Annotated in this window: 16 protein-coding genes; 4 read left to right on the forward strand and 12 right to left on the reverse strand. The window is 66.5% G+C overall.

The genetic code is table 11. The annotated features are described in order from the left end of the window. The first annotated feature begins 552 nt into the window (after positions 1–552). Positions 553–3,381 carry a bifunctional [glutamate--ammonia ligase]-adenylyl-L-tyrosine phosphorylase/[glutamate--ammonia-ligase] adenylyltransferase gene (glnE, locus tag NUG20_RS02905; RefSeq protein WP_263396964.1) on the forward strand — a complete coding sequence of 943 codons (2,829 nt, stop codon included), beginning with the start codon at positions 553–555 and terminating at the stop codon, positions 3,379–3,381. Between the two features lie 90 nt (positions 3,382–3,471). Here the strand turns inward: glnE and NUG20_RS02910 are convergent, their stop codons facing one another. From NUG20_RS02910 to NUG20_RS02930, 5 genes are all read right to left on the reverse strand, one after another. Further along, the gene (locus NUG20_RS02910) at positions 3,472–3,699 is read right to left on the reverse strand and encodes a hypothetical protein (protein ID WP_263396965.1); all 228 of its coding nucleotides are present in this window, start codon (positions 3,697–3,699) and stop codon (positions 3,472–3,474) included. Positions 3,700–4,004: 305 nt separating this feature from the next. Next, entirely contained in the window at positions 4,005–4,598 is a 594-nt protein-coding gene (locus NUG20_RS02915; protein ID WP_263396966.1) for a queuosine precursor transporter, read from the reverse strand. Positions 4,599–4,906: 308 nt separating this feature from the next. Next, entirely contained in the window at positions 4,907–6,019 is a 1,113-nt protein-coding gene (locus tag NUG20_RS02920; RefSeq protein ID WP_263396967.1) for a glycerophosphodiester phosphodiesterase, read from the reverse strand. Positions 6,020–6,060: 41 nt separating this feature from the next. Beyond that, a complete protein-coding gene (locus NUG20_RS02925) occupies positions 6,061–8,385 on the reverse strand; it encodes a TonB-dependent receptor (protein ID WP_263396968.1) in 2,325 nt (774 codons plus the stop codon). A gap of 653 nt (positions 8,386–9,038) precedes the next feature. After that, a complete protein-coding gene (locus tag NUG20_RS02930) occupies positions 9,039–10,010 on the reverse strand; it encodes a mitochondrial fission ELM1 family protein (protein WP_263396969.1) in 972 nt (323 codons plus the stop codon). Positions 10,011–10,137: 127 nt separating this feature from the next. On the opposite strand from NUG20_RS02930, the gene NUG20_RS02935 reads away from it, so the two are divergent. Further along, positions 10,138–10,728: a malonic semialdehyde reductase gene (locus tag NUG20_RS02935; RefSeq protein WP_263396970.1), complete on the forward strand. Its 591-nt coding sequence runs from the start codon at positions 10,138–10,140 to the stop codon at positions 10,726–10,728. 88 nt (positions 10,729–10,816) lie between these two features. Next, the gene (locus tag NUG20_RS02940) at positions 10,817–11,455 is read left to right on the forward strand and encodes a YceI family protein (RefSeq protein WP_263396971.1); all 639 of its coding nucleotides are present in this window, start codon (positions 10,817–10,819) and stop codon (positions 11,453–11,455) included. A gap of 692 nt (positions 11,456–12,147) precedes the next feature. Here the strand turns inward: NUG20_RS02940 and NUG20_RS02945 are convergent. The 5 genes from NUG20_RS02945 to NUG20_RS02965 all read right to left on the reverse strand — a co-directional run bounded on the left by NUG20_RS02945 (position 12,148) and on the right by NUG20_RS02965 (position 17,294). Further along, positions 12,148–12,939: a siderophore-interacting protein gene (locus NUG20_RS02945; protein WP_263396972.1), complete on the reverse strand. Its 792-nt coding sequence runs from the start codon at positions 12,937–12,939 to the stop codon at positions 12,148–12,150. Positions 12,940–13,016: 77 nt separating this feature from the next. Continuing rightward, positions 13,017–13,433: a PadR family transcriptional regulator gene (locus NUG20_RS02950; RefSeq protein WP_263398378.1), complete on the reverse strand. Its 417-nt coding sequence runs from the start codon at positions 13,431–13,433 to the stop codon at positions 13,017–13,019. A 1,133-nt stretch (positions 13,434–14,566) separates the two neighbouring features. Then, positions 14,567–14,953, reverse strand: coding sequence for an STAS domain-containing protein (locus tag NUG20_RS02955; RefSeq protein WP_263396973.1), 387 nt, complete (start codon positions 14,951–14,953; stop codon positions 14,567–14,569). Next, positions 14,950–15,390, reverse strand: coding sequence for an ATP-binding protein (locus tag NUG20_RS02960; RefSeq protein WP_263396974.1), 441 nt, complete (start codon positions 15,388–15,390; stop codon positions 14,950–14,952). Before NUG20_RS02960 ends, NUG20_RS02955 begins: the two co-directional genes overlap by 4 nt. Further along, positions 15,387–17,294, reverse strand: a complete 1,908-nt coding sequence (locus tag NUG20_RS02965) for a SpoIIE family protein phosphatase (protein ID WP_263398379.1) — start codon at positions 17,292–17,294, stop codon at positions 15,387–15,389. The genes NUG20_RS02960 and NUG20_RS02965 overlap by 4 nt, the downstream gene beginning before the upstream one ends. A gap of 269 nt (positions 17,295–17,563) precedes the next feature. Between NUG20_RS02965 and aceE the strand changes: the two genes are divergently transcribed. Continuing rightward, entirely contained in the window at positions 17,564–20,254 is a 2,691-nt protein-coding gene (gene aceE, locus NUG20_RS02970) for a pyruvate dehydrogenase (acetyl-transferring), homodimeric type (RefSeq protein WP_263396975.1), read from the forward strand. Positions 20,255–20,426: 172 nt separating this feature from the next. Here the strand turns inward: aceE and NUG20_RS02975 are convergent, their stop codons facing one another. Continuing rightward, positions 20,427–21,071 carry a hypothetical protein gene (locus tag NUG20_RS02975; RefSeq protein ID WP_263396976.1) on the reverse strand — a complete coding sequence of 215 codons (645 nt, stop codon included), beginning with the start codon at positions 21,069–21,071 and terminating at the stop codon, positions 20,427–20,429. A 390-nt stretch (positions 21,072–21,461) separates the two neighbouring features. Beyond that, entirely contained in the window at positions 21,462–22,595 is a 1,134-nt protein-coding gene (locus tag NUG20_RS02980; protein WP_263396977.1) for a hypothetical protein, read from the reverse strand. Positions 22,596–23,247: the final 652 nt, after the last annotated feature.

Below are 23,247 nucleotides of genomic sequence, written 5' to 3' on the forward strand. Positions count from 1 at the left end.
AAACGCGCAGCCGGATGCAGCGTGCCGCGCCGCCGTCGCGATGCAGGCAAAGCGTTTGCGCATGGTCGATGACAGCGTATGGAGTCGGCTCGGAAGCGGCTGGGGTCATTTGATCGCGGCGGGCATAATCGATGAAGCGCTTCGCGATCGATGTCGACCGCGCCCGCAGATCGCAACATGCGGGGGGCGACAATTGCGCATCCGACAAGGCAACGCGCGTACGGCGTGAACAGCCCTCGGTGTATCCCGCAGCGCAGCAGAATGTACCGCCCGGTATCGTTTTGCAGTGCAGCGTGCAATGTGCAAACAAAGCGCCCAAGATCGTCCTGCATCCCGACGTGGGGGAGGGAGCAAGGCCCGCTGGCAGTTCGCTGCAAGCGGGCTTTTTTTTGCCTGGATTTCGGCCGAGCCGAAGACGCCAGACCGTCTTTTAAGACAAGACCAGGCAATGGCGCCGAACGCATGCGGCGCGGCCTCGAATCCTGAGCGCAAACATCGTCCGGCGACATGCGGCCCCTGTCTGCGGACGCGGCGGGATGCCAGAATCGGCGGATGCCTGCGCCCTCCCTGCTTGTTCCCGACACCGTGCAGCCCTTGCTGGACCGCAACCTGGCGCGCCTGCGCCAAGCCGTCGGCGCCTTGCCCTGGCCCAACCGTCCGGGCCTAGACGCCGACCTGCAGCGCGTCGTGTTGGCCAGCGAGTTCCTGCTCGACACGCTGTGCCGGCAACCGACGCTGCTCGCGCACCTGGCGCAGCCCGATCCGCCGCCGTTGCCGCCGCCGCAGCTGGACCCGGCGCAGCCGGCGCAATGGCCGGCGCAACTGCGCCGCCATCGCGCCGCCGCGTCGGCGCGGCTGGTATGGCGCGACGTGCTGGGCCTGGACGATGTCGACGCGACCCTGGCCGGCAGCACGCAGCTGGCCGAGACCTGCCTGGACCTGGCGCTGCAGGCGCTGGAAGGCGAGTTCGCCACCCGCCACGGCGTGGTCCGCGCCGCCGACGGCAGCGCGCAGCGGCTGGTGGTGTTCGGCCTGGGCAAGCTCGGCGGCGGCGAACTGAATTTTTCCTCGGACGTGGACCTGGTCTACGCGTATCCGCAGGGCGGCGAGTCCGATGGCGCGCGTCCGCTCGCCGCCGAGGAATATTTCGCCCGCCTCGGCCAGCGCCTGGCGCGGCTGCTGGACGAGACCACCGCCGACGGTTTCTCGCACCGCGTGGACCTGCGCCTGCGGCCGTTCGGCACCGCAGGGCGGGTGGCGCTGTCGTTCGCCGGCATGGACCACTACTTCCAGCGCGAAGGCCGCGACTGGGAGCGCTATGCGTGGCTGAAGGCGCGCGCGGTGGCCGGCGACATCGCCGCCGGCGAGGACTGGCTGCAGACCCTGCGCCCGTTCGTGTACCGGCGCTATCTCGACTTCACCGCGCTCGACGGGCTGCGCGAGATGAAGGCGGCGATCACCGCCGAGGTCGCGCGCCACGATCGCTTGGACGACATCAAGCGCGGCCCCGGCGGCATCCGCGAGATCGAATTCCTGGTGCAGTCGCTGCAGTTGATCCGCGGCGGCCGCGAGCCGGCGTTGCGCGAGCGCCGCTTGCTGCCGGCGCTGCAGGCATTGGTCGCCGGCGGCCAGGTCGCGGCCGCGGATGGCGCCGCGCTGGCCCACGCGTACCGCTTTCTGCGCCAGGTCGAGAACCGCCTGCAGATGCTGCGCGACGCGCAGACGCATGCGCTGCCGGAAGACCCGCTGGACCGCACACGCATCGCGCTCGGCCTCGGCTACGCCGACTGGGCGCAGCTGTATGCCGCGTTGCAGGTGCAGCGCGACCGCGTCGCCGCCGAATTCGCCGAGCTGCTGGCGCCGCGGGTGCAGGCCGCGGCGCCGGATGCGCTGGCCAGCTACTGGCGCGGCCTGCCGCACGAGGCTGGCTCCCAGGTGCTGGCTGCGGCCGGGTTCGCCGATGCCGACGGCACCGACCAGGCGCTGCGCGGTTTCGTGCAGTCGCTCGGCGTGCGCACGCTGTCGGACGTGGCGCGCGCGCGCCTGGACCGGGTGCTGCCGGCGCTGCTGCATGCCGCCACGCGTTCGCCGCAGGCCGATGCCGCGCTGCACCGCGTGCTCGGCCTGTTGCAGGCGATTTTGCGCCGCGCCAGCTACCTGGCGCTGCTCGACGAACAGCCCAGCGCGCTGGCGCGGCTGGTCGACGTGCTGGCGCGCAGCGCGTTCCTGTCCGAACGCCTGGCCGCGTATCCGCTGCTGCTCGACGAACTGCTCGACAGCCGCGTCGCCGGGCCGATGCCGGATCGGGCGGCGATGCAGCGGCTGTGCGACAGCGCGGTCGCCGCCGCCGGCGACGATCCGGAAGCCGCGCTGCGCGGCCTCAACGAAGCGCGCCAGGCCTTGAGTTTCCGCATCGCGCTGGCCGCGCTGGACCGGCGCCAGCCGGCGGTGCGCAGCGCCCGCCAACTGGCGGAACTGGCCGAGGGTGTGGTGCTGACGGTGCTGCGCCTGGCCCGCGCCGAACTGGCCGCCGCCCATGGCGAAGTATCCGGCGGCAGCTTCGCGATCATCGGCTACGGCAGCCTGGGCGGCATCGAACTGGGCATCGGCTCGGACCTGGACCTGGTGTTCCTGTACGACCACGCCGCCGGCGTGGAGGCCTCGGACGGCGCGCGCCCGCTGGAGAGCGGACGCTGGTTCGCGCGGTTGGCGCAGAAGGTGATCGCCCTGCTCGGCGCGGTCACCGGCGGCGGCCGCCTGTACGACATCGACGTGCGCCTGCGCCCGGACGGCGGCAAAGGCGCATTGGTGTCGTCGTTGGCCAGCTACACCGACTACCAGCGCGAGCGTGCCTGGACCTGGGAGCACCAGGCACTGGTGCGCGCGCGCGGCGTGGCCGGCGACGCCGACCTGCTGCAACGCTTCGAGCAGGTGCGGGCGCAGACCCTGGCACGCCCGCGCGAGGCTGCGCAGTTGCGCGAGGAAGTGCTGAAGATGCGCGCACGCATGCGCGCCGAACTGGACCGCAGCGATGCGGCGCGTTTCGACCTCAAGCAGGGCGCCGGCGGCCTGGTCGACCTGGAGTTCCTGCTGCAGGCCGGCGTGCTGCTCGGCGCCGCGCAGCATCCCGAGCTGACCCAGCCGCGCGATACGCCGGCGCTGATCGACGCCTTGGCGGCCAGCGCATGGTTCGATGCGTCGACCGCCGCCAGGTTGCACGACGCACACGCGACCCTGGTCGACGCCGGCCTGGCCTGCACGCTGGACCGGCGCCCGCGGCTGACCGCGAGCACCGAGGCGATCGCGCACGCACGCGCCGCGATCACCGCCGCGGCGCAGGCCAAGGAGTTGGCGTTCGAGCCGGGGCGCAGCGGACGATAGCGCGGCTGGCCCGCCGACGGCGCGCCGGATCCCACCCGGCCTGCCCGGAAGTGGATGGCACGCCCCTGAGGCGAACATGGGGCGTGCCCGTCATCTGGGGTTGACGCGCTTTTTGAGCCAAAGCGCCCTGATGAGCATGAGCACAAGCAGAAGAAAGCCGCAGAGTCCTTGCAGTAGTTCCGGCCAGCCGGGGCCGAGGTCGCATGCGGCCGCAATTTTCTGCCACAGAACGCCTGCGGAAAGCGCATTCAAAAGCGAGGCGAGCAATAACGGAAGAAGCAGTGGATCGCGGAGCATGCGCCTGTGGTTCGATGTCATCTGTCTTCGCTTCCTTTCGTTTGTGAGGTGGCCGATTCGCGTCCGAGTCGTGGCGCCGTCGATGCGTCGCGGGGAAGAATTCGAAGCGTGTATTGGGTCCGAGTCACGTGCGCGTCCGCACGTAGCGGCGTTGTTCGATCCGTCGTACTGGCGCGGCGACGATGTTGCCGACGTCGGCCTGGCGTGGCGAGTGCCGACGGGTCGGTCCATTGGCGTTTGCGTGGCTGCGCGTTGCCAGGCCGGGACGTTGCGCAAACGCCGGGTGCCTGATTCCATGGCGGCCGCCAAGCGGATCGCGGTTCGCCCTAACGCGGCGGCGCGCGCGTGGCCGATGCATCGTCGGCGGCCGGCGGGGCGGTCCGCCACAGCAGTGCGCGGAACGGCGCCAGCAGGAACACGCCGATGCCCAGCTTCACCGCCAGGTCGCCGGCGGCCCAGCTGACCCACGGCAGCGCCGAACCGGCGAAGGCGATCGACCAGAAGATCGCGGTGTCCAGCGTCGCGCTGCAGGTGGTGGCGACGATCGGCGCGCGCCACCAGCGCCCGCGGCGCAGGCGGTCGAATACGGTGATGTCCAGCAGTTGCGCGGCGATGAACGCCAGGCACGAGGCGGCGGCGATGCGCGGGGTGGCGATCCAGATCGACAGCAGCACCGCCAGCGCGAAGCCGCACCAAGCCACGCGCCGTGCCGCGCGCGGACCGAAGCGGCGATTGATCAGGTTGCTGACCAGGAACGCCACCGGATAGCTGAAGGCGCCCCAGGTCAGCCAATCGTTGATCGGGAACTGCACCAGCACGTTCGACAGCAGCACCACCGCACCCATCGCCAGCACCGCCAGCAGCAGGGCGCGCGGGGTCAGCGCGGCGAAGGTCGGCGATGGCGAGGATGGTTGGTTCACGGGCGGCGGCGCTAGGGCGAGGCGAAGCGGCGCATTATCGCGATGCGGCGGCGTGGCGGCCAGCGCGGTGTGCCGCGGACCACGGATGCGCCCTGTAGATGCTTCCTGTAGGAGCGGCTTCAGCCGCGACAAGATCTTACTGGTGAAGCCCGGTCGCGGCTGAAGCCGCTCCTACAGGGAGAAGCGATCCTTGCGAATCCCTTGGGCCCTTCTGTGGGAGCGACTTCAGTCGCGACGGGCTTTCCCGATAGAGCCCGTCGCGACTGAAGTCGCCCCCACAGGATCGCTAGGTGTCCCTGCAGAGCGCTTCAGCGCTCGCGCGACACCGCCGTCCCATCCACTGCCGCACGACCCACCGCCGGGTCGTCGGTGAAGAACCCATCGACGCCTGCGGCAATGAACGCGCGCATCTCGGCGATGCTGCCATCGGCATTCACCGCCGCCGGACCGCGCGCGTCCTGCAATTGCTTGGGCAGGAAATAGTTCTCCGGACGGAACGTATACGGCACCACCTGCAGCCCGGCCGCATGCGCGTCGGCGACGAAGGCGGTGGGCGCGGCCAGCGCGCCGTCGGCATCGACCGGGACGATGGCGCGCAGGCTGGGACTGACCAGCTGCGCGTACTTGGCGATCGCGCGCAGGCCCTGCGCGCTGCCCATCTGCGCATAGGTCGGGCCGTCGCGCAGCTGGTCGCCCGGGCGTTCCTCCGGGTCGCCCAGCAACTGCACCAGGCGCACGTTCGGATGGGTGTCGCCGAGCTTGCGGTGCAGCGACTGCAGGTTGCCGATCTCGAACGACTGCACGATCACCGGTGCGCTGCGCGTGTACGCATGCGCGTCCAGCGTGGTCAGCACCTTGTCTTCCATCGCCAGGCCCAGCGCCTGGAAATAGGTGCCGTGCTTGATCTCCGGGATCAGCCCGATCGGACGCCCGCGCGTGGCCGATTCGGCCGCGGCGAAATCGATGATCTCGTCGAAGGTGAGCAACTGGAACTGCCCGTCGAACGCGGTGCCGCGCAGTTGCGGCAGGCGCTCGCGCGCGCGCAGCGTCTTCAGCTCGGCCAGGGTGAAGTCTTCGGTGAACCAGCCTTCCACCTGCTGCCCGTCGATGGTCTTGCGCGTCTTGCGCGCGGCGAACTCCGGATGCGCGGCGACGTCGGTGGTGGCGCCGATCTCGTTCTCGTGGCGCGCCACCAGCGCACCGTCCTTGGTCGAGACCAGGTCCGGCTCGATGAAATCGGCGCCGTCGGCGATGGCCTTGGCATACGCCGCCAGCGTGTGCTCCGGGCGCAGCGCGCTGGCGCCGCGGTGACCGATCACCAGCGGCTTGTGCGGACCCGCAGCCGCGGCGTTTTCGGCCGCGGCGATCAGCGACGACAGCGCCATCGAACATCCCAGCAACCAGACAATCGGTTTCATCATCGCATGCGTTCCGGAGCGAAGTGGCGACAGGATGCGCGCGTTCAGAAGCGCGCGTCCAGGGTCAGGAACACCTGCCGTGGCGCGCTGGCATGGAACGCCAGCGAACGCCCGTTCGGGTCACTGTTGCTGAAGGCGGTGAGGTTGGAGGCGTAGCGCTTGTCGGTGAGGTTGGTCACGTTGAGCGACAGCTTCAGGTCCTGCAGGAACGACACCGCGCCGAAGTCGTAGCCGGTGCCGGCGTCGAACGCGGTGTAGCCGCCGAAGCCCTGGTCGTTGGTGTAGGTGTAGTAGCGCTGGCCGGTGTACTTGCCGCGCAGGTTCGCGTTCCAGCCGTTGTAGTTCCAGCTGATCTCGCTGGTGAACATGCGCTTGGGCGTGTCCACCGTGTACTTGCCGGCGGTCGGAATGGTCACACCGTTCTGCACGTAGTTGTCGTCGTAGGTGGAGCGGTTGATCGAGGCCGAGTTGTACCACTGCAGGTGCGCGGTCGGCTTCCAGATGAAGGTCAGCTCGCCGCCGCGGCTGCTGACCGAGCCGACGTTGAAGAAGCGCGTGGTGCACGCCGGCGTGGTGCCCTGCTGGATGCTCGGACAGGGATTGAGCGAGAGCAGGCGGTTGTCGAAGGTGACGTCGTAGCCGACCAGCGAGGCCTCGAAGGTATCGCGCACCAGGCGGTAGCCGGCCTCGAAGGTCTTGGACTTCTCCGGCTCCAGCGTGCCGGCGCTGGCATCGAACGAAGCCTGCGTGACCAGCAGCGGTCCGCCGGCGCCGCCGCCCTGGAACGCGGCGATGTTTTCGGCGTAGGAGGCGAACAGTTCCTGGCCTTCGGCCAAGCGGTAGCTCACGCCCACCTGCGGCAGCAGCGCCTCACTCGCCTTCAGAGTGCCATTGGCGACCGGCGCTTCCACCGCGATCCCCGGCGTCTCGCGCGCGGTCATCGTGGTGTGCGGGCTCTTCACGCCCAGGTCCAGGGTCAGGCGCTCGTCGAGCAGCTTGAAGGTGCCCTGCAGGTAGGCCTGCTTGGTGGTGATCGTGTAGTCCTGCGAGAACAGCCGGCGGTCCGGGCCGCTGAGGAACAGGTCGTCGTCGATCGGGCCGTCGATCCAGTAGAAGTTGCGCTCCACGTGATGCTTGTTGCGCTCGTACCACACGCCGGCTTCCAGGTGGTGCGGGCCCAGGTCCCAGCCCAGCGAGGCGATGCCGCCGGTGCGGTTGATCGTGTAGTTGGTGCTGCGGATCGAGATCGGCAGTGCCTGCGGCGTGCCCGGATTCGACGCCTGGCCCGGCGACCACCAATGGCCCTGGCCTTCGTTCTCGTGGTGGTAGACCTGGGTGTGCACGCTCACCGTGTCCGATGGCTGGAAGTCGCCGGCCAGGTAGTACAGGTCGTCGTTGCGCAACGCGCGGCTCTGGTAGTACGCGTCGTCGATGTTGTCCACGCCGCCGCTGTAGGCGCAGCGGCTGGCGTCGCGGGTGGCGGGCGCGCAATAGGCCGCGGCCAACGCGCGTTGCCAGTCCGGCGCGTACAGGTTCCAGTCCCAGCCCAGGCCGCGGCGCATGCCGCTCTTGGACAGGTAGGCGTAGTCGGCCTGCGAGGTGTGCGAGGTATCGACGAAGGCAGTGATCTTGCCGCCGTCGAACTGGTACACGCCCTTGCCGTTGAACTGCGCGGTGCTGGTCGGCGAGTCCGGCTTGGCCCACATGTCGGCGCTGGCGTAGATGCCGGACAGGTAGGCGGAGAAGCCGTTGTGCTCGCCGGTGTCCAGGCGCAGGTAGGTGCGGCGGTTGGCGTCCGAGCCCACGGTCTGCGACAGGCGCACGCCGGTTTCGGTGGCCGGATCGTCCGAGAAGTACTGCACGGTGCCGCCGAGGTTGCTGGTGGAGGCGGTGCCCAGGCTGCCGATGCCCGAGGCCAGTTCCACCCCGCCAAAGTTCTCGGCGATCAGCGCGCGGCTGATGTTCAGGCCGTTGTAGTTGCCGTAGGCGTTGTCGCCCAGCGGCAGGCCGTCGAGCGTATAGCCCAGGCGCGTGCCGTTGAAGCCGCGCAGGCTCACCGTCTGCGATTCCTCGTTGGCGCCGAACGCGTCGTTGGACTGCACGTTGACGCCGGGGATGCGGTTGAGCAGCTTCTGGATGCTGGTGCCCGGCGGCAGCACCGGCACGTCCTGACGGGTGATGCGCTGCACCTGGCGGGTCTCGCCCTGGCCGATCACCGACACCGCGTCGAGTTGCTGCACGCTACCGGTGCCTGTGTCGGCGTCGGCCGAGGCGGCATCGGCCGCGGCCGGATCGGCATCGGCGGCCTGAGCGGCGAAGGACGACAGGACGAGCGCCAGCGCGGCGGCGAGCGGGTAGGGACGGGGCATCGGGCGATTCCATGGCAACGGGGGAGGAGAGGAATCGGCCCGGCGCAGGACGCGTTCGTGCGAGCGGCAGCGATGGCGAGGCGGCGCCGATTCCAGAAGCCAGGGTGTTGCCGAACTGTTAACGGCAGATGCAACGCCGCTGACACTGCGGTGACAGTGGCGGCGAATGCGACGGCGTTTGCCGTGTGCGCCGCATGCGTATGCGGTTGTCTCTGTGGTGTTGGAAGTGCATGCCGCGTTGCGTGGAGCGACAAGGCGAGCGGCGGAGATCGCGTTTGCGCCACTATCGTGGCTGCTGGCCGAAGCCACCGAACACCGCCTGCAGTGCACGTACCAATGCCGGCAGAGCTCCTGTAGGAGCGGCTTCAGCCGCGACGCTTTTCTCCAGCTCGATCGATCCGATCGTTTCATTTTCCGGTCGCGGCTGAAGCCGCTCCTACAAAGGTATTTGGCGATGCGGGAGCCAAGGTTCCGCTCGTCGGGACTGAAGTCCCTCCCACAGTGCATCCAGGACGCCGGCCGCGATTCCTTGTGGGAGCGACTTCAGTCGCGACGAACGAAGCGGTGTCCCTGACGGATCCGGAACAAGTCGGATGCCCCCATCCGGTGGTGCATGCACAGCGTCTCGCCGCAGCAGACGAACGAAGCGGGCGTTACGCCTCGTCCAGGCCCAGCATCGCGCGCAGCCGCGTGGCGATGCGCGCTGTCTCGCGCAGTGGGGTACAGGCGGCGCCGATGTCGCCGGGCACCGTTTCGTCCAGGCGGCCGCGCGCGCGCAGCGCCGCATGGAAGTCGCGCGCCCTGCCGCGTGCCAGCGCCGGCATCGCCACGCGCACAGGCATCCGCGTCGCGCACGCCTCCGACAGCAGGTTCACCGAATCGGGCGTGCAGACGATACGGTCGGCCCAGCCCAGCATGCCGGCGTACGGGTTCGGGCCGTCCTGCTCGCCGCACCAGACCAGCCCCGGCACGCCGGCGAACGCACTGCGCAGCGCGGCGGCCACCGCGGGCGGCGTGCGCCGCGAGGTGCTGGCGAGCACGCTGCCGCCGCTGTCGCGCAACTGCGCGGCCAGTTGCCTGAACAGCGCCGCCGCCGCGTCGGCGGTCCATGGCGCCAGCGCGGCGGGACCGCCGACCAGCAGGGCGGTGCGCGGCGATGGCAGCGCGCCGAACGCCGGGAACGCCGCGCGCGCAGTGGCCAGCCAGGCATCGTCGACCGGATGCAGGCTGCCGAGCAGGGTGAGCACGTTGTCGCCACGCAGGCGATCGTGGTCGGGCACCACCACCACGTCCCAGTGCCGCGGCGGCAGGCGCGGATCCAGTACCTGCACCACGCGGCTGCCGCGCGCGCGCAGCAACCGCGTCGCCAATGCCGCCTGGCGGCCGCAGCCGATCGCCAGCGCCGGCGGTTGCCGCAACAGGTCGGCAAGGCCGGGGCCGTAGGCGTGCGCCGCGCCGGGCAACCGCCGCGGCGCCAGCCAGCGCCAGGGCATGTGCGGGTGCAATACCAGCGCCGCGGTGGGCGTCGCCGCGTCCCGGGCCAGCGCGGCGGCCAGCGCCTCGGCCTGGCGCGCATTGCCGGCGCGATCATCGCTAATCGCCCAGAGCGCGCCCGATCGTTTCACGTTTGGTAGTAATCCGTTGCATTGCGGCTGGGTGTTGCGGCTATCGTGCCACTCTACACTGGCCGTCTTGCGCCGAGACCGCCCCCTGGGGCGCCGGCGTCCCACTGAAGACAAAAGGAATGCCCGCATGTCCGACGCCCTGCACGACGCCGCCCTGGATCAGCTGTTCCGTTCCGCCCGCACCCAGAACGCCTTCCGCGACACGCCGGTCGGCGAAGACACCCTGCGCGCCCTCTACGACCTGTTGAAGTGGGGCCCGACCGCAGCCAACGGCAGCCCGGCGCGGTTCGTGTTCGTGACCTCGGCCGCGGGCAAGGAGAAGCTCAAGCCCACGCTGTCCGAAGGCAACCTGGCCAAGACCATGGCCGCGCCGGTGACGGTGATCGTCGCCCACGACGAAGACTTCCATGAGAAGCTGCCGTACCTGTTCCCGCACGCCGATGCCAAGAGCTGGTTCGACGGCCCGCGCGAAGGCCGCAGTGAATCGGCGTTCCGCAACGGCTCGCTGCAGGGCGCCTACCTGATCCTGGCCGCGCGTTCGCTGGGCCTGGATGCCGGCCCGATGTCGGGCTTCGACAACGCCAAGGTCGATGCGGCATTCTTCGCCGGCACCGCGATCAAGTCCAACTTCCTGGTCAACCTAGGCTACGGCGATCCCGCCGGCCTGTTCCCGCGCCTGCCGCGGCTGAGCTTCGACGAGGCCGCGCGCATCGAGTAAGCCGCAACAGTTCCGCTTCATCCTCACACCGCTGTACCTGCGCTTGCCGCAGTTTCCCAACCACCGATTTCCCAGGAGCTCCTCGCCCATGAACAAGACCCGCAAACTGCTGCTTCCGCTCGCCCTGGCGCTGGCCGTCGTCGTCGCCCAGCCGGCCACCACCGCTTTCGCCGCGCCGGCCGCAGCAGCCGCCACCGCGATCAAGGGCACCTCCGGCACCTACAAGCTGGACCCGACCCACACCGACGTGCTGGTGCAGTGGAACCACCTCGGCTTCTCCAACCCCACCGCGCACTTCGGCGACGTCGACGGCACCCTGGTCTACAACGCCGAGAACGTGGGCAAGTCCAGCGTCCAGGTGACCCTGCCGCTGTCGGGCCTCAACAGCTTCACCGCCAAGTTCGACGAACACCTGAAGAGCGGCGACTTCTTCGACGCCGCCAAGTTCCCGACCGCCACCTTCAAGAGCACCAAGGTGAGCGCGGCCGGCACCAACAAGCTGAGCGTGGCCGGCGACCTGACCATCAAGGGCGTCACCAAGCCGGTGGTGCTGGCGGTGACTCTCAACGGCGCAGGCCCGCATCCGATGAAGAAGGTGCCGGCGCTGGGCTTCGACGCCTCCACCACGATCAAGCGCAGCGACTTCGGCCTGGGCGCGTACGTGCCCAACGTCAGCGACGAGGTCAAGATCCGCATCACCACCGAGGCGCTGCAGGACGCGAAGTAAGCCTGCGCACTGCGGTGAAAGCGGCAGCCTGAACCGGGCCGTCGCTTTCGATGAAAACGCCCGCCATCCGGCGGGCGTTTTCGTGTGTGCCCTCGCGGCGCGACATGTTGGCGCCGCTGGCGGGAGTGCGCGGTGCCCGCGCGCAGCCGCAGGTGTTTTCGGCTGTCTGCAGTCGGGACTGAAGTCCCTCCCACAAGGAGCGATGCGTTTTGTGGGAGGGACTTCAGTCCCGACGCATGGCACCTTGGCACCACACCGCCAAGCGCTTATATAGGAGCGGCTTCAGCCGCGACAGGAGAATGAAGCAGTCGGATCGATCGAGCCGAGAAAAGCGTCGCGGCTGAAGCCGCTCCTACAGTGGCTCTGCAAGGAAGCATGCTTTTTTGTGGGAGGGACTTCAGTCCCGACGCATGGCGCCTTGGCTCCCGCATGGACAAGCGCCTGTGTAGGAGCGGCTTCAGCCGCGACAGGAGAATGAAACAGTCGGATCGATCGAGCTGAGAAAAACGTCGCGGCTGAAGCCGCTCCTACAGTGGCTCCGCGAGGATGCATGCTTTTTGTGGGAGGGACTTCAGTCCCGACGCGGGACATCTCGGCTGCCGCATTTCCACCGCCCAGGCCATCCGGAACCGCCCCTGCACATCGCCATGCAGGTTGCGGCAAAACAACGGCACCCACATTGAGCGCCAAGCCTACGCCTGCTCCTCGCGCCCCGACTTCCAATACCCCGTCGCGCGGATCCAGTCCCTGGGTACGTTGAGGCGGCCTTCGACGAACTTGCGCATCATCCGCGCGCGTGCCGATTCGCAGGCGATCCAGTAGAACGCGTCGCCGTCCGGTGCCTCGAAATCGCGCAGTGCGTCTTCCAGCAACTGGCTGCTCAGCATGGGCACGCCGTTGCGCTCCAGCCAGGTGATGTCGACCTGCGCGCGCGACGGCAGCGCCTGCCGATCGGCGCCGCCGGCGATCTGGATCAGGGCGTGCACCCGGGCGCTGGCCGGCAGTTCCTCCAGCCAGCGGCCGATCGCCGGCAGCGCGGTCTCGTCGCCGATCAGCACGTAGGCGTCGTAGTCGTCGGCCACGACGAACGAGCCGCGCGGGCCGCCGACCACCAACGGGTCGCCCGGGTTGGCGCGTGCCGCCCAGCGGCAGGCCGGACCGTCGCCATGCAGCACGAAATCCAGGGTCAGTTCCTGCGCCGCCGCGTCGTAGTGGCGTGGCGTGTAGTCGCGCGCCGGCGAGGGCGCGGCGTCGGCCGGGTAGACCGGGCCGCTGTCGGTCATCGTCGGCAGCACGAACGCGCCGTCGGCGTTGGGGAAGAACAGCTTGACGTGATCGTCGGGACCGGCGCTGACGAAGCCGTCCAGGTCCGGGCCGCCGACCACGATGCGGCGCATGTGCGGGGTCAGCGGCTGGGTGCGCAGCACCTGCAGGTGGCGCATCTTCAGTGGATGGCGCAGCAGGCGGTTTTCATGGGGGGTCATGCGAAATCCTTTGGGGAAAGGGGGCGGCGCGGTGCGCCTGCATAGAAGAAGGAAAGGCGGTAGGGCGCGGGCAGGTTTCAGTCATCGCCGTCGTGCTCCATGCCGTCGGCGGCCTGCGTCAGCAGCTGCGCGACGCGGGCGACTTCGGCCTCGCTCCAGCGGCCGTGGCGCGCCAGCAAGGCGTGTTTGATCCGGCGCATCGCCTCGCGCACCGGTGCCGGCACGTTGGCGCGCACCAGCGCGCGGGCGCTGTGATGGGTGCGTTCCACTGCCGCATCCAGCTGCGCGCGTTGCGCCTGCACGAAGGCGCGGCCGTCGGCGGTGATCGCGTAGCGCTTGCGCCCTGCATCGGCGTCGGCCTGCACCAGGCCCTGCGCCTCCAACTGCGCCAGGGTCGGGTAGACGGTGCCGGCGCTGGGCGTGTACAGGCCATGGAACAGGTCGGCGACCGCACGGATCAATTCGTAGCCGTGGCGCGGTTGGGTCTCGATCATCGCCAGCAGCAGCAGGCGCAGGTCGCCATGGCCGAGCGGGCGCCCGCCACGCCCGCCGCTGCGGCCATGCGGGCCGCGGCCGGGGCTGTCCTCGTCGAACAGGCGGTGCGGGTGGCGGTGGCTGGAATCGGTCGGGCGCGGCATCGTTTCGATATGTCTAAGTGTTGCGAAACGATATATCGAATCTAGTCTGCGGGCAAGGCAAGAGCGGTGGGTGGGGCGAATGGAATGGGCGCGCGTTCAGCCAGGGGCTGCTCACCGATGCGGCGCGTTCGGGATGGTCGAAGGATTCAGTTGGTCGCGTCGCGACTGAAGTCGCTCCCACAACAAGCGCGAGGCTGGAGCACCCGGCGAGCTGGTCGCAAGCTTTTTGTAGGAGCGGCTTCAGCCGCGACAGGGTGTCTCACTCGGTCAAAGGGTTTCAGTTCCCTGTCGAAGTCGAATCGCCTTCGGTTGCTGTCGGGACAGAAGCCCCCACAGTGCAGCGAGCCAGCACTCCTAATTGTGGGAGCGACTTCAGTCGCGACGCGCGTGGCGGCATATCTAGCGCTTGCAGATCCTGTCGGGGCTGAAGCCCCTCCTACAGAAGCGGGCGCAAGGATCCACCAAGCGCCCTCTGTAGGAGCGGCTTCAGCCGCGACAAGGTGCCCACTCGGTCGACCGGCTTCAGTTCCCCTGTCGAGTCGAATAGGCTTCGTTTGCTGTCGGGACTGAAGTCCCTCCCACAGTGCAGCAAGCCAGCACTCCGAACGCATGCCTGTGGGAGCGACTTCAGTCGCGACGCGGAGTGGGTCAGCAGCCGGCTCCGGAGGCTGTCGGCGCTGAAGTCCCTCTCAACAGTGCAGCGAGCCAGCGCTTCGGATGCCTCCTTGTGAGAGCGACTTCAGTCGCGCCGCGTGTGGCGTACATATCGCGCGCGTGCAGATCCGGTCGGGGCTGAAGCCCTCCTACAGAAGCGATGCACGCTCCAGCAGATACCCCTGTAGGAGCGGCTTCAGCCGCGACAGGTGTGATGCCCGGCCGACCGGCTTCAGCTCCCTGTCGAATCGATCGGCTTCAGAAGCAGTCGGGACTGAAGTCCCTCCGACAGGGCACCCAACAGGCCACGACACAGCCGAACACCCGCGCCCAACTCAGCCACCATCGCCGTCCTCAAGCACCCTGCGCTGCATCTCGTCCAGGTACTCGTCCAGCTCCTGTACCGAGGTGAAGATCTCGTTCAACGGCACCGCCTTGACCACGTCGAACACCTTGCGGATCTGCGGTTGCGGGTTGACCACCAGCACGCGGCCCTCGCGCGTGGCCAGCACCTTGCGCGCCTTGAAGATCGAGCGGATGCCGGCGCTGCTGATGTAGTCCAGGTGCGACAGGTCCAGCACCAAGGTGGTGATCTGGGTGGCCAGCAACGGCGCCAGCGCCTCGTCCAGCGCCTGGTAGGTGTGCGTGTCCAGGCGGCCGCTGAGGGTGATGCGCTGGCGCCTGTCTTGCGTCGGTTCGATCTGCAGGCTCAACGTGGTCATGCGGGGAACTCCTGGGGGATGGGGTCGAAGGGCTGCAGCAAGGTGATGCGCACGACGTTGCGGCCGGCGTCGTGACGATAGTCGATGTGGTCGGCCAGCTGCCGCACCAGGTGCAGACCGAGGCCGCCGATCGGGCGCTCGGCGATGTCCGCGTCCAGGTCCGGCGATGGCGCGCTGCGCAGATCGAAGGCCGGGCCGCTGTCGTGGAATTCCAGCACCAGCGCGCCGCTGTCCACCTGCAAGGTCACCTCCACCGGCGGCTGTTCGCCGCTCAGGTGGCCGTGCTCGAGCGTGTTGCAGGCCAGTTCCTCCACGATCAGCCGCGCCCGGTGCACGTGCTCCAGCACCACGCCGTGGCGCAGTAGCGCGGCCTCCAGGGCGTCGCTCAGCTGCGCCAGCGTGTCCAGCGCCGGCACCATCTGCAGCCGTAGTTTCATGTGCTCGCCTCCCGCGTCGGGTCCTGGCGCAACCGGATCGCCAGCAACGTAATGTCGTCGGACTGCGGTGCGGCCGCGGTGAACGCATGCACGTCGGCCAGCACCCGCGCGCATTGCGCCTGCGCATCGATGCCCGGCCGCAGCGCCGCCAGCAGCCGCGCTTCGCCGTACGCCTGGTCCTGCGCGTCCATCGCTTCGGTAATGCCGTCGGTGTAGCTCAGCAGCGTGGCGCCGGCGGCCAGGCGCCCGCGCACCACCGGGTAGCGCGTCTGCGGCTCGATCCCCAGTGGCGGGCCCGATTCCACCGCCAGCAGCTGCACGTGGCCGTCGGCACCGAGCAGCACCGGCGGATCGTGGCCGGCGCTGGACAGCCAGTAGTCGCCGCTGTGCACGTCGATCAGCCCGCACAGCACGGTGGCGAACATGCAGGTGTCGTTGCCGTCCACCATGCGCTGCGAGGCCGCGATCAGGATCGCGTCCGGCCGGGTGTGGCGGCGCGCGGCCACTTCCAGCACGGTCATCGCCCGCGCCATGAACAGCGCCGCCGGCACGCCCTTGTCGGACACGTCGCCGACCACGAACCACAGCAGCCCCGGCTCGGTCTCGAAGAACTGGTAGAAATCCCCGCCCACCATCGTCGCCGGCTCCAGCAGCGCGTAGGTCTCCAGGTGCTTGTGCGCGCTGTCGAAGGTGCGCCCGTCCGGCAGCATCGCCTGCTGGATGTCGCGCGCGATCGACAGCTCGCTCTGCATCCGCTGCCGCGCCTGCGCCAGCGCGGCGATCTCTTCTAGCTGCAGCTTGATCGAGCCGCGCGCGCGGTCGAACGCGCGCGCCATCACCCCCACCTCGTCCTGCCGCTCCACGTGCCGCAGCGGGTAGTCGAACTCGCCCTGGCTGAAGTGCCCGGCCGAGTTGGTCAGGTCCTCGATCGGTCGCGCCAGCCGCACCGTGTAGCGGCGCAGCAGCCACAGCCACAGCAGCAGCGCGGTGCCGCCGCCCAGCCCCACCCACAGCGCGATGCGGTTGAGCCCGGCCACGATGTAGCGCTCGGACACGGTCAGCGCGAAGGTCCAGCCGGTGTCGCCGACCGCCGCGCTCTGGGTCAGGTAGCGCTCGCCGTCGGGCGCGGTGTGGGAAAAGCGCACCGGCCGGTGCGCGGCCACGGCGGCGGCCAGCGGCGACAGGTCCGGCCGCGCGCGCGCCACGTGCGCCTCCAGGGTGCGGCGGAAGCGCAGCGCCGGGTCCGGATGCAGCACGAACAGCCCGTCCGGCGACAGCAGCATCGGTTGCAGCCCGGCGCTGGCCGGCAGCTCGCCGACGATGGACTGCAACCGCTTCAGCGGCACGTCCACGCTGACCATGCCGATCGCCGGCGCCCCCGTATCGTCGCCGGGCAGGCGCAGCGGCAGGTTGTAGGTGGTGAGGAAATCGCCGCCGGTGGAGGCGTCGCTGTACGGCTCGGACCACCACGGCGCCGACGCCGCCAGCGTGCGCCGGTACCAGGGCATGCTGCGGTAGTCGAAGCCCAGCGCCTCGGCCGGCTGCTCGATGATCTTGCCGCGCGTGCGCCGCAGGTGCCAGGCGAAACCGCGGTCGTCGCCCTTCAGCGCGCCCGGCTCGATCACCAGCAGCGCCCCAGCGATGTCCGGGTCGCCCTCCAGCGTGGCGTGCAGCAGGCTGCGCAGGTTGAACGGCTGGCGCCCGACCCCGGAAGCGCCGGCGGCCAGGGTGCGGCCGCTCACCTGCACCGAGCCCAGCGTCGCGTCCAGGCTGCGCGCGGTCTGCTGCGCCAGCCCAGCCACCTCCTCGCGCGCATTGCGCACCACCACCTGGCGCGCGCCCAGGTAGAACAGCAGCGCCAGGCCCAGCAGCAACGCCACCTGGATCAGGCTGCCCCACAGCATCAGCCGGGTGCGCAGGCTGTGCCGCCAGGCGACCGCGGAAGCGTCCTGCACGGAGGATAGGGCGGCGATGGCGGCGCTCCGCGGGAGTCGGCCACGATCATAAGCGCAGCCGCGCCCCGCCGCGCATCCGTGTCCCGCGCTGTCCCGGGCCAATGTGACAGTGCGTTCCATACGCTGGCGTACGAGGTCCGGCGGGGCGGTTGCGCTACACTTGGAGGCTTCGAAAAACACATGCAATCGCGCGCGTGCGTGCGACCGACGGGAGCGCTATGAACTGGTTGAACGAGGTGCTGCAGAACGATCCGAACCCCACTGAGACCCAGGAGTGGATCGAATCGCTCAAGGCCGTCATCGATGTGGCGGGCCCCGAGCGCGCGCATCAGCTGCTGGAGGACATGGTCGAACTGACCCGCCGCTCCGGTGCCTACCTGCCGTTCTCGCCGACCACCGAGTACGTCAACACCATCGCGCCCGCCAACGAGGCCAAGAGCCCGGGCGATGCGGCCATCGAGTGGAAGATCCGCTCGATCATCCGCTGGAACGCCATGGCCACCGTGGTCCGCGCCAACCGCAAGCCGGGCGACCTGGGCGGCCACATCGCCTCCTTCGCCTCCAGCGCCACCCTGTACGACGTGGGCTTCAACCACTTCTGGCGCGCGCCCTCGGACAACCACCCGGGCGACCTGCTCTACATCCAGGGCCACAGCTCCCCGGGCATCTACGCCCGCGCCTTCCTGGAAGGCCGCATCAGCGAAGACCAGCTCAACAACTTCCGCATGGAAGTGGACGGCCAGGGCATCTCCTCCTACCCGCACCCGTGGCTGATGCCGGACTTCTGGCAGACCCCCACCGTGTCGATGGGCCTGGGCCCACTCAGCGCCATCTACCAGGCGCAGTTCATGAAGTACCTGGAGCACCGCGGCCTGATCGAGAAGTCCGACCGCAAGGTGTGGTGCTTCATCGGCGACGGCGAGAGCGACGAGCCGGAAACCCTGGGCGCCATCGCCCTGGCCGGCCGCGAGGGCCTGGATAACCTCATCTTCGTGGTGAACTGCAACCTGCAGCGCCTGGACGGCCCGGTGCGCGGCAACGGCAAGATCATCCAGGAACTGGAAGGCGTGTTCCGCGGCGGCGGCTGGAACGTCATCAAGCTGCTGTGGGGCGGCTACTGGGACGCGCTGCTGGCGCGCGATACCGACGGCGTGCTGCGCAAGCTGATGATGGAAACCGTCGACGGCGAATACCAGAACTGCAAGGCCTTCGGCGGCGCCTACACCCGCGCCAACTTCTTCGGCAAGTACCCGGAAACCGCGGCCATGGTCGCCGGCCTGTCCGACGACGACATCTGGCGCCTCAACCGCGGCGGCCACGATCCGCACAAGGTGTACGCCGCCTACCACCAGGCGGTGAACACCAAGGGCATGCCCACCGTGATCCTGGCCAAGACCGTCAAGGGCTACGGCATGGGCTCCTCGGGCGAATCGCTCAACCCCACCCACCAGACCAAGAAGCTGGACGACGACGCCGTGCGCGCGTTCCGCGACCGCTTCAACATCCCGCTCAGCGACAAGCAGCTGGCCGATGCCGAGCAGGTGCCGTTCTACCACCCCGGCCCGGATTCGCCGGAAGTGCAGTACCTGCAGGAGCGCCGCGCCTCCCTCGGTGGCCACCTGCCGCAGCGCCGCCGCAAGGCCGACCAGTCCTTCGACGTGCCCGGCCTGGACAAGTACGACCGCCTGCTCAAGTCCAGCGGCGAGCGCAGCTACTCCACCACCATGGCCTTCGTGCAGAGCCTCAACATCGCCCTGCGCGACAAGGACCTGGGCCCGCGCATCGTGCCCATCGTGGCCGACGAAGCGCGCACCTTCGGCATGGAAGGCATGTTCCGCCAGATCGGCATCTACGCCCCGTTCGGCCAGAAGTACAAGCCGGTGGACGCCGACCAGCTGATGTTCTACCGCGAGGACCAGTCCGGCCAGGTGCTGCAGCAGGGCATCAGCGAGCCGGGCGCCATCTCCTCGTGGATGGCCGCCGGCACCAGCTACTCGGTCAGCAACGTGCCGATGCTGCCGTTCTACATCTACTACTCCATGTTCGGCTTCCAGCGCGTGGGCGACATCGCCTGGCAGGCGGCGGACATGCGCACCCGCGGCTTCCTGCTCGGCGGCACCGCCGGCCGCACCACCTTGAACGGTGAAGGCCTGCAGCACGAAGACGGCTTCAGCCAGGTCATCGCCGGGTCGATCCCGAACGTGCGCAGCTACGACCCCACCTTCGGCTACGAAGTCACCGTGGTCATGCAGTACGGCATGAAGCGGATGATGCAAGAGCAGGTGGACGAGTACTACTACATCACCCTGATGAACGAAAACTACACCCACCCGGAAATGCCGGCCGGTGCAGAGGACGGCATCATCAAGGGCATGTACCTGCTGACCGACGCCGGCAAACCCAAGAAGGGCGAACTGCGCGTGCAGCTGCTGGGCTCGGGCACCATCCTGCGCGAAGCCATCGCCGCGGCCGAACTGCTGGACAAGGACTTCGGCGTCACCGCCGACATCTGGTCCTGCCCCAGCTTCAACGAACTGCGCCGCGACGGCTTCGACGCCGAGCGCTGGAACCGCCTGCATCCGGAAGGCGAGCAGCGCAAGCCGTACGTGACCCAGCTGCTGGAAGGCCGCCAGGGCCCGGTGATCGCCGCCACGGACTATGTGCGCGCCTTTGCCGACCAGATCCGTGCGTTCGTGCCGGCGCATTACACCGTGCTGGGGACCGATGGCTTCGGCCGCTCCGACACCCGCGCCAACCTGCGCCGCTTCTTCGAAGTGGACCGGTACTACATCGCGCATGCCGCGATTGCGGCGCTGGCGAAGGATGGGAAGATGACCGGCAAGGATGTGGCTCGGGCGATCAAGCAGTACAAGATTGATCCGGAGAAGTCGAATCCGGTTGGGGTTTGATTGACATACATGCCTTCACAGACGTAATGCGATTACCACTGTTCCGATGCAATACTGGACAAGGCCCGCAGTTGCGGGCCTTTGTCTTTCAGGGCCTTTGAGCCTTCGATGCGATTTGGCTGAGTCCCTAATTTAGTTGTTGGCGAGCCGAAAGATTGTGGTGAAAATGTCGTCACTTCAGAGGCGAGAAATTCATGACCACACCAAAGTGCCTTACACGATAGTCAAGGCCGGATTTCGAATGTTTATGGGCCGACTCAAAGCGAAGAGGGTTCTTCTGGTGATCCGGAGTGATTGAGATTTTGCCGAAAGTACCAGCGCTTCTCGTGACAAGTTCTTCTCTCCACTTAAGAACAACGCCCTCCGCATCCACGTTCCTTATGTAAATAACCAGGCCACCTCTGTGGCCGTCATAAGTTCCAATGGAATATCTGGTGGCAAGTTGGCAGAAACCTTCGTACAGCCATTGATATGAGTCGTGGATTTTGGCTTCACCAATCCAGGTGTAATGGTTGAATTTGGAGCTGACTACAATATCGGAATGGCCGTTGATATATGTGTCGTGACTCGCTTGGTAGCCCATGGCTTTGAGGCCAAGTATGAGCTCGTCGGTAAGTCGATCTTCGCCGTCCTTAGTTCTTAAGGAAGCGCCCTCCTCTATAGTTTTAATGAGCGATTCGAGATCTGACTCTAAGGCGTCAACAAAACTGTCGTAATCGTATGCCGCGAGACGTGCGAACTGGCTGCGAAATAACGGCCCTAAAAGCGGGTCATTAAAGAGCGTGCCTAACGACGCAGAAAGGATCAAGTCACTCACTGTGGCCTGAAGCTATGTTGGCTGGAGTAAAATAAGGAAAGATATGTCTATAGAAGTCTATCTTCTCAATTGATTCTCCGCGAGGATCATAATAGCGTTGAAGTTTTTCGCTCTCCTGAATCTCATCAATGGATATCTCATGTGTATCCTGATCTTCAGTTATGAACTCAAAGTGCATCTGAAGGATGCCAACGTCTCCTGCTAAATAATGTAAAGACTTGGCAATCACTTCGCTGGGGGCGCCAATGTCTCTGAATTGCCCGTAAGTAATGTGAGCCAAGTTTGGGCCAGCTGTCCGCTGTAGTGCGTCAACTATAACCTCGCACGCGCGTAGCAGATCTGGATCTTGAAGATCCGACCTGATTCGCGCGAGTTTGTGAGCGTCAACAATCATAGTGTTGCAATGAGATGCTCAAGAACCAAAAGGTAATCAGACTGACAAGCTGCTCCGTGAATTTCACCATGTGCTAAATAGGGCTCAGTTGAGCTTGCTATAGACAAGGTTCCCGGCAATACCAAGTTTGGTGTGGTCTCATACACGGTTGAATCCCAAGTCTTAAGTAAATTGTGCCCATTGAACTTCCCCGTTGCTTGGACACCATGTTTGTGGAACGGGTCCTGACGGAGATCTAAACTACTCCTGCGCATCTTTTCATCTCTCACAGAAGCAGACGGAGAAGATGAACCAGCTTGCCGCACGCGGCCCTCGGGCTCGTTGTAGAGAGCGGCGATCGAAGGGAAGAGATTGACGGCGCCCTTAAGAAGAGATTCAGTCCCAGTCTTTGACTTAAATAGCTGATTAGTCCAGCCTTTCACGAACAAAAAGTGTTTTTCGAGTTCACCCGCCAGCCAAGAACTGCTGCAATCTAAGCGAAGCTCTACAAAGTAGCGACCACTGGTCTCATGAACTGCGACGACATGGTTGAACTGGAATGCAATCCGTCTAATGGCGACGATCTGGTCGTAATCTTGCAATGCGGACGGTACGCTCTTCAGGTCGTTGATGTCGTACTCTGCTCTTAGCGTTTTGTACCTTTTGCCGCTAAGGGCGACCGTGGGAATCGCTCGTGATGAGAAAGTGGTGCTGTCAAAAAATCTCGCTTCTCCGTCCTCATCAAATTCATCTATGTCTTCCTCGTTCAGCGAGGCAGAAACATTGATGGTGCGAGTAGCTGCGCGCAGTTCGGTTTCACTTAGGTCGTAGGGAAAGCGAGCTGCAAATGCATTGGTCGGCTTGTAATTGGTGAGGATGTCACCCAACGTAGATGCCGCACCTGCGGAGATCTTAAATAACTGAAAAGCCTTCTCCGAGTACAGCGCAAGGCTTAAATGAAGTCTTTTTAGGAGGGCTTGTGCGTAGATCAGTTCTTCATGTTTTAGATCTTTAATTTTTTCTATCTGAGTTTCCCATCCTTGAGCGGTAGGGAGCTCATGAGCTCTTAAAACAGCCCTAACGACAGGAAACGGATATCCATGAGCATGAATGTCCTCCAGCCGTGCACTGAGCTCATCCTTAATTGACATTCCGCTCTCCGTATTTTGGGAATTAGGCCGCGCGCCCGTGACAGGGCGCATGGCTGACACGTAAATCATTAATATTCGAGCCAACGATGCGGATGGTCTTCGTCCAAATATCGTAAGTCGGGCTATTCTTCGATCTGGAAATTGACCCCATATTGGTGTCCAACATGCGCATCACCTTGAACAAGCGTTTTGCTAACCAAGCTCCATCGGTGAACAAGCCCTAATAAATGCTGGTATCTTCGTTTGGGCTGATACTGCGTGTTCAGACCGCCGGGCGCAAGTATGGATTGTAACCTGGGCGCATGGCGAGCGTCGCACGCCTGCTAAGTATAGGAAATCACGTTGGAACAGGCTCGGGAGCAAACGATCTTGCAATCGCTGAACGCGTACAGGCAGGTTTGCACGCGTTGGGGAAGGCAAAGCCCAGCAGCTGCGTGCTTGCAGAGTAACGGGGTCAGATTGACCTACTTAATGGCCGTGTTGGATTTGCTTGGCCGATGGGCCGGACTGACCCCCGCAAAGCGGCGGGTCTTGGCCTCGACCAGGGCCGCGAAGCGCATCGTGGCAGAGTCGCAGTAACGGGGTCGGTTGACTTATTCGGTGTAGTGACGGGTTTGCATGGTCGATGGGCCGGCCTGACGCCGGCGAAGCA

Origin of the sequence: Xanthomonas sp. CFBP 8443 (genome assembly GCF_025666195.1) — a bacterium.
Lineage (GTDB): Bacteria > Pseudomonadota > Gammaproteobacteria > Xanthomonadales > Xanthomonadaceae > Xanthomonas_A.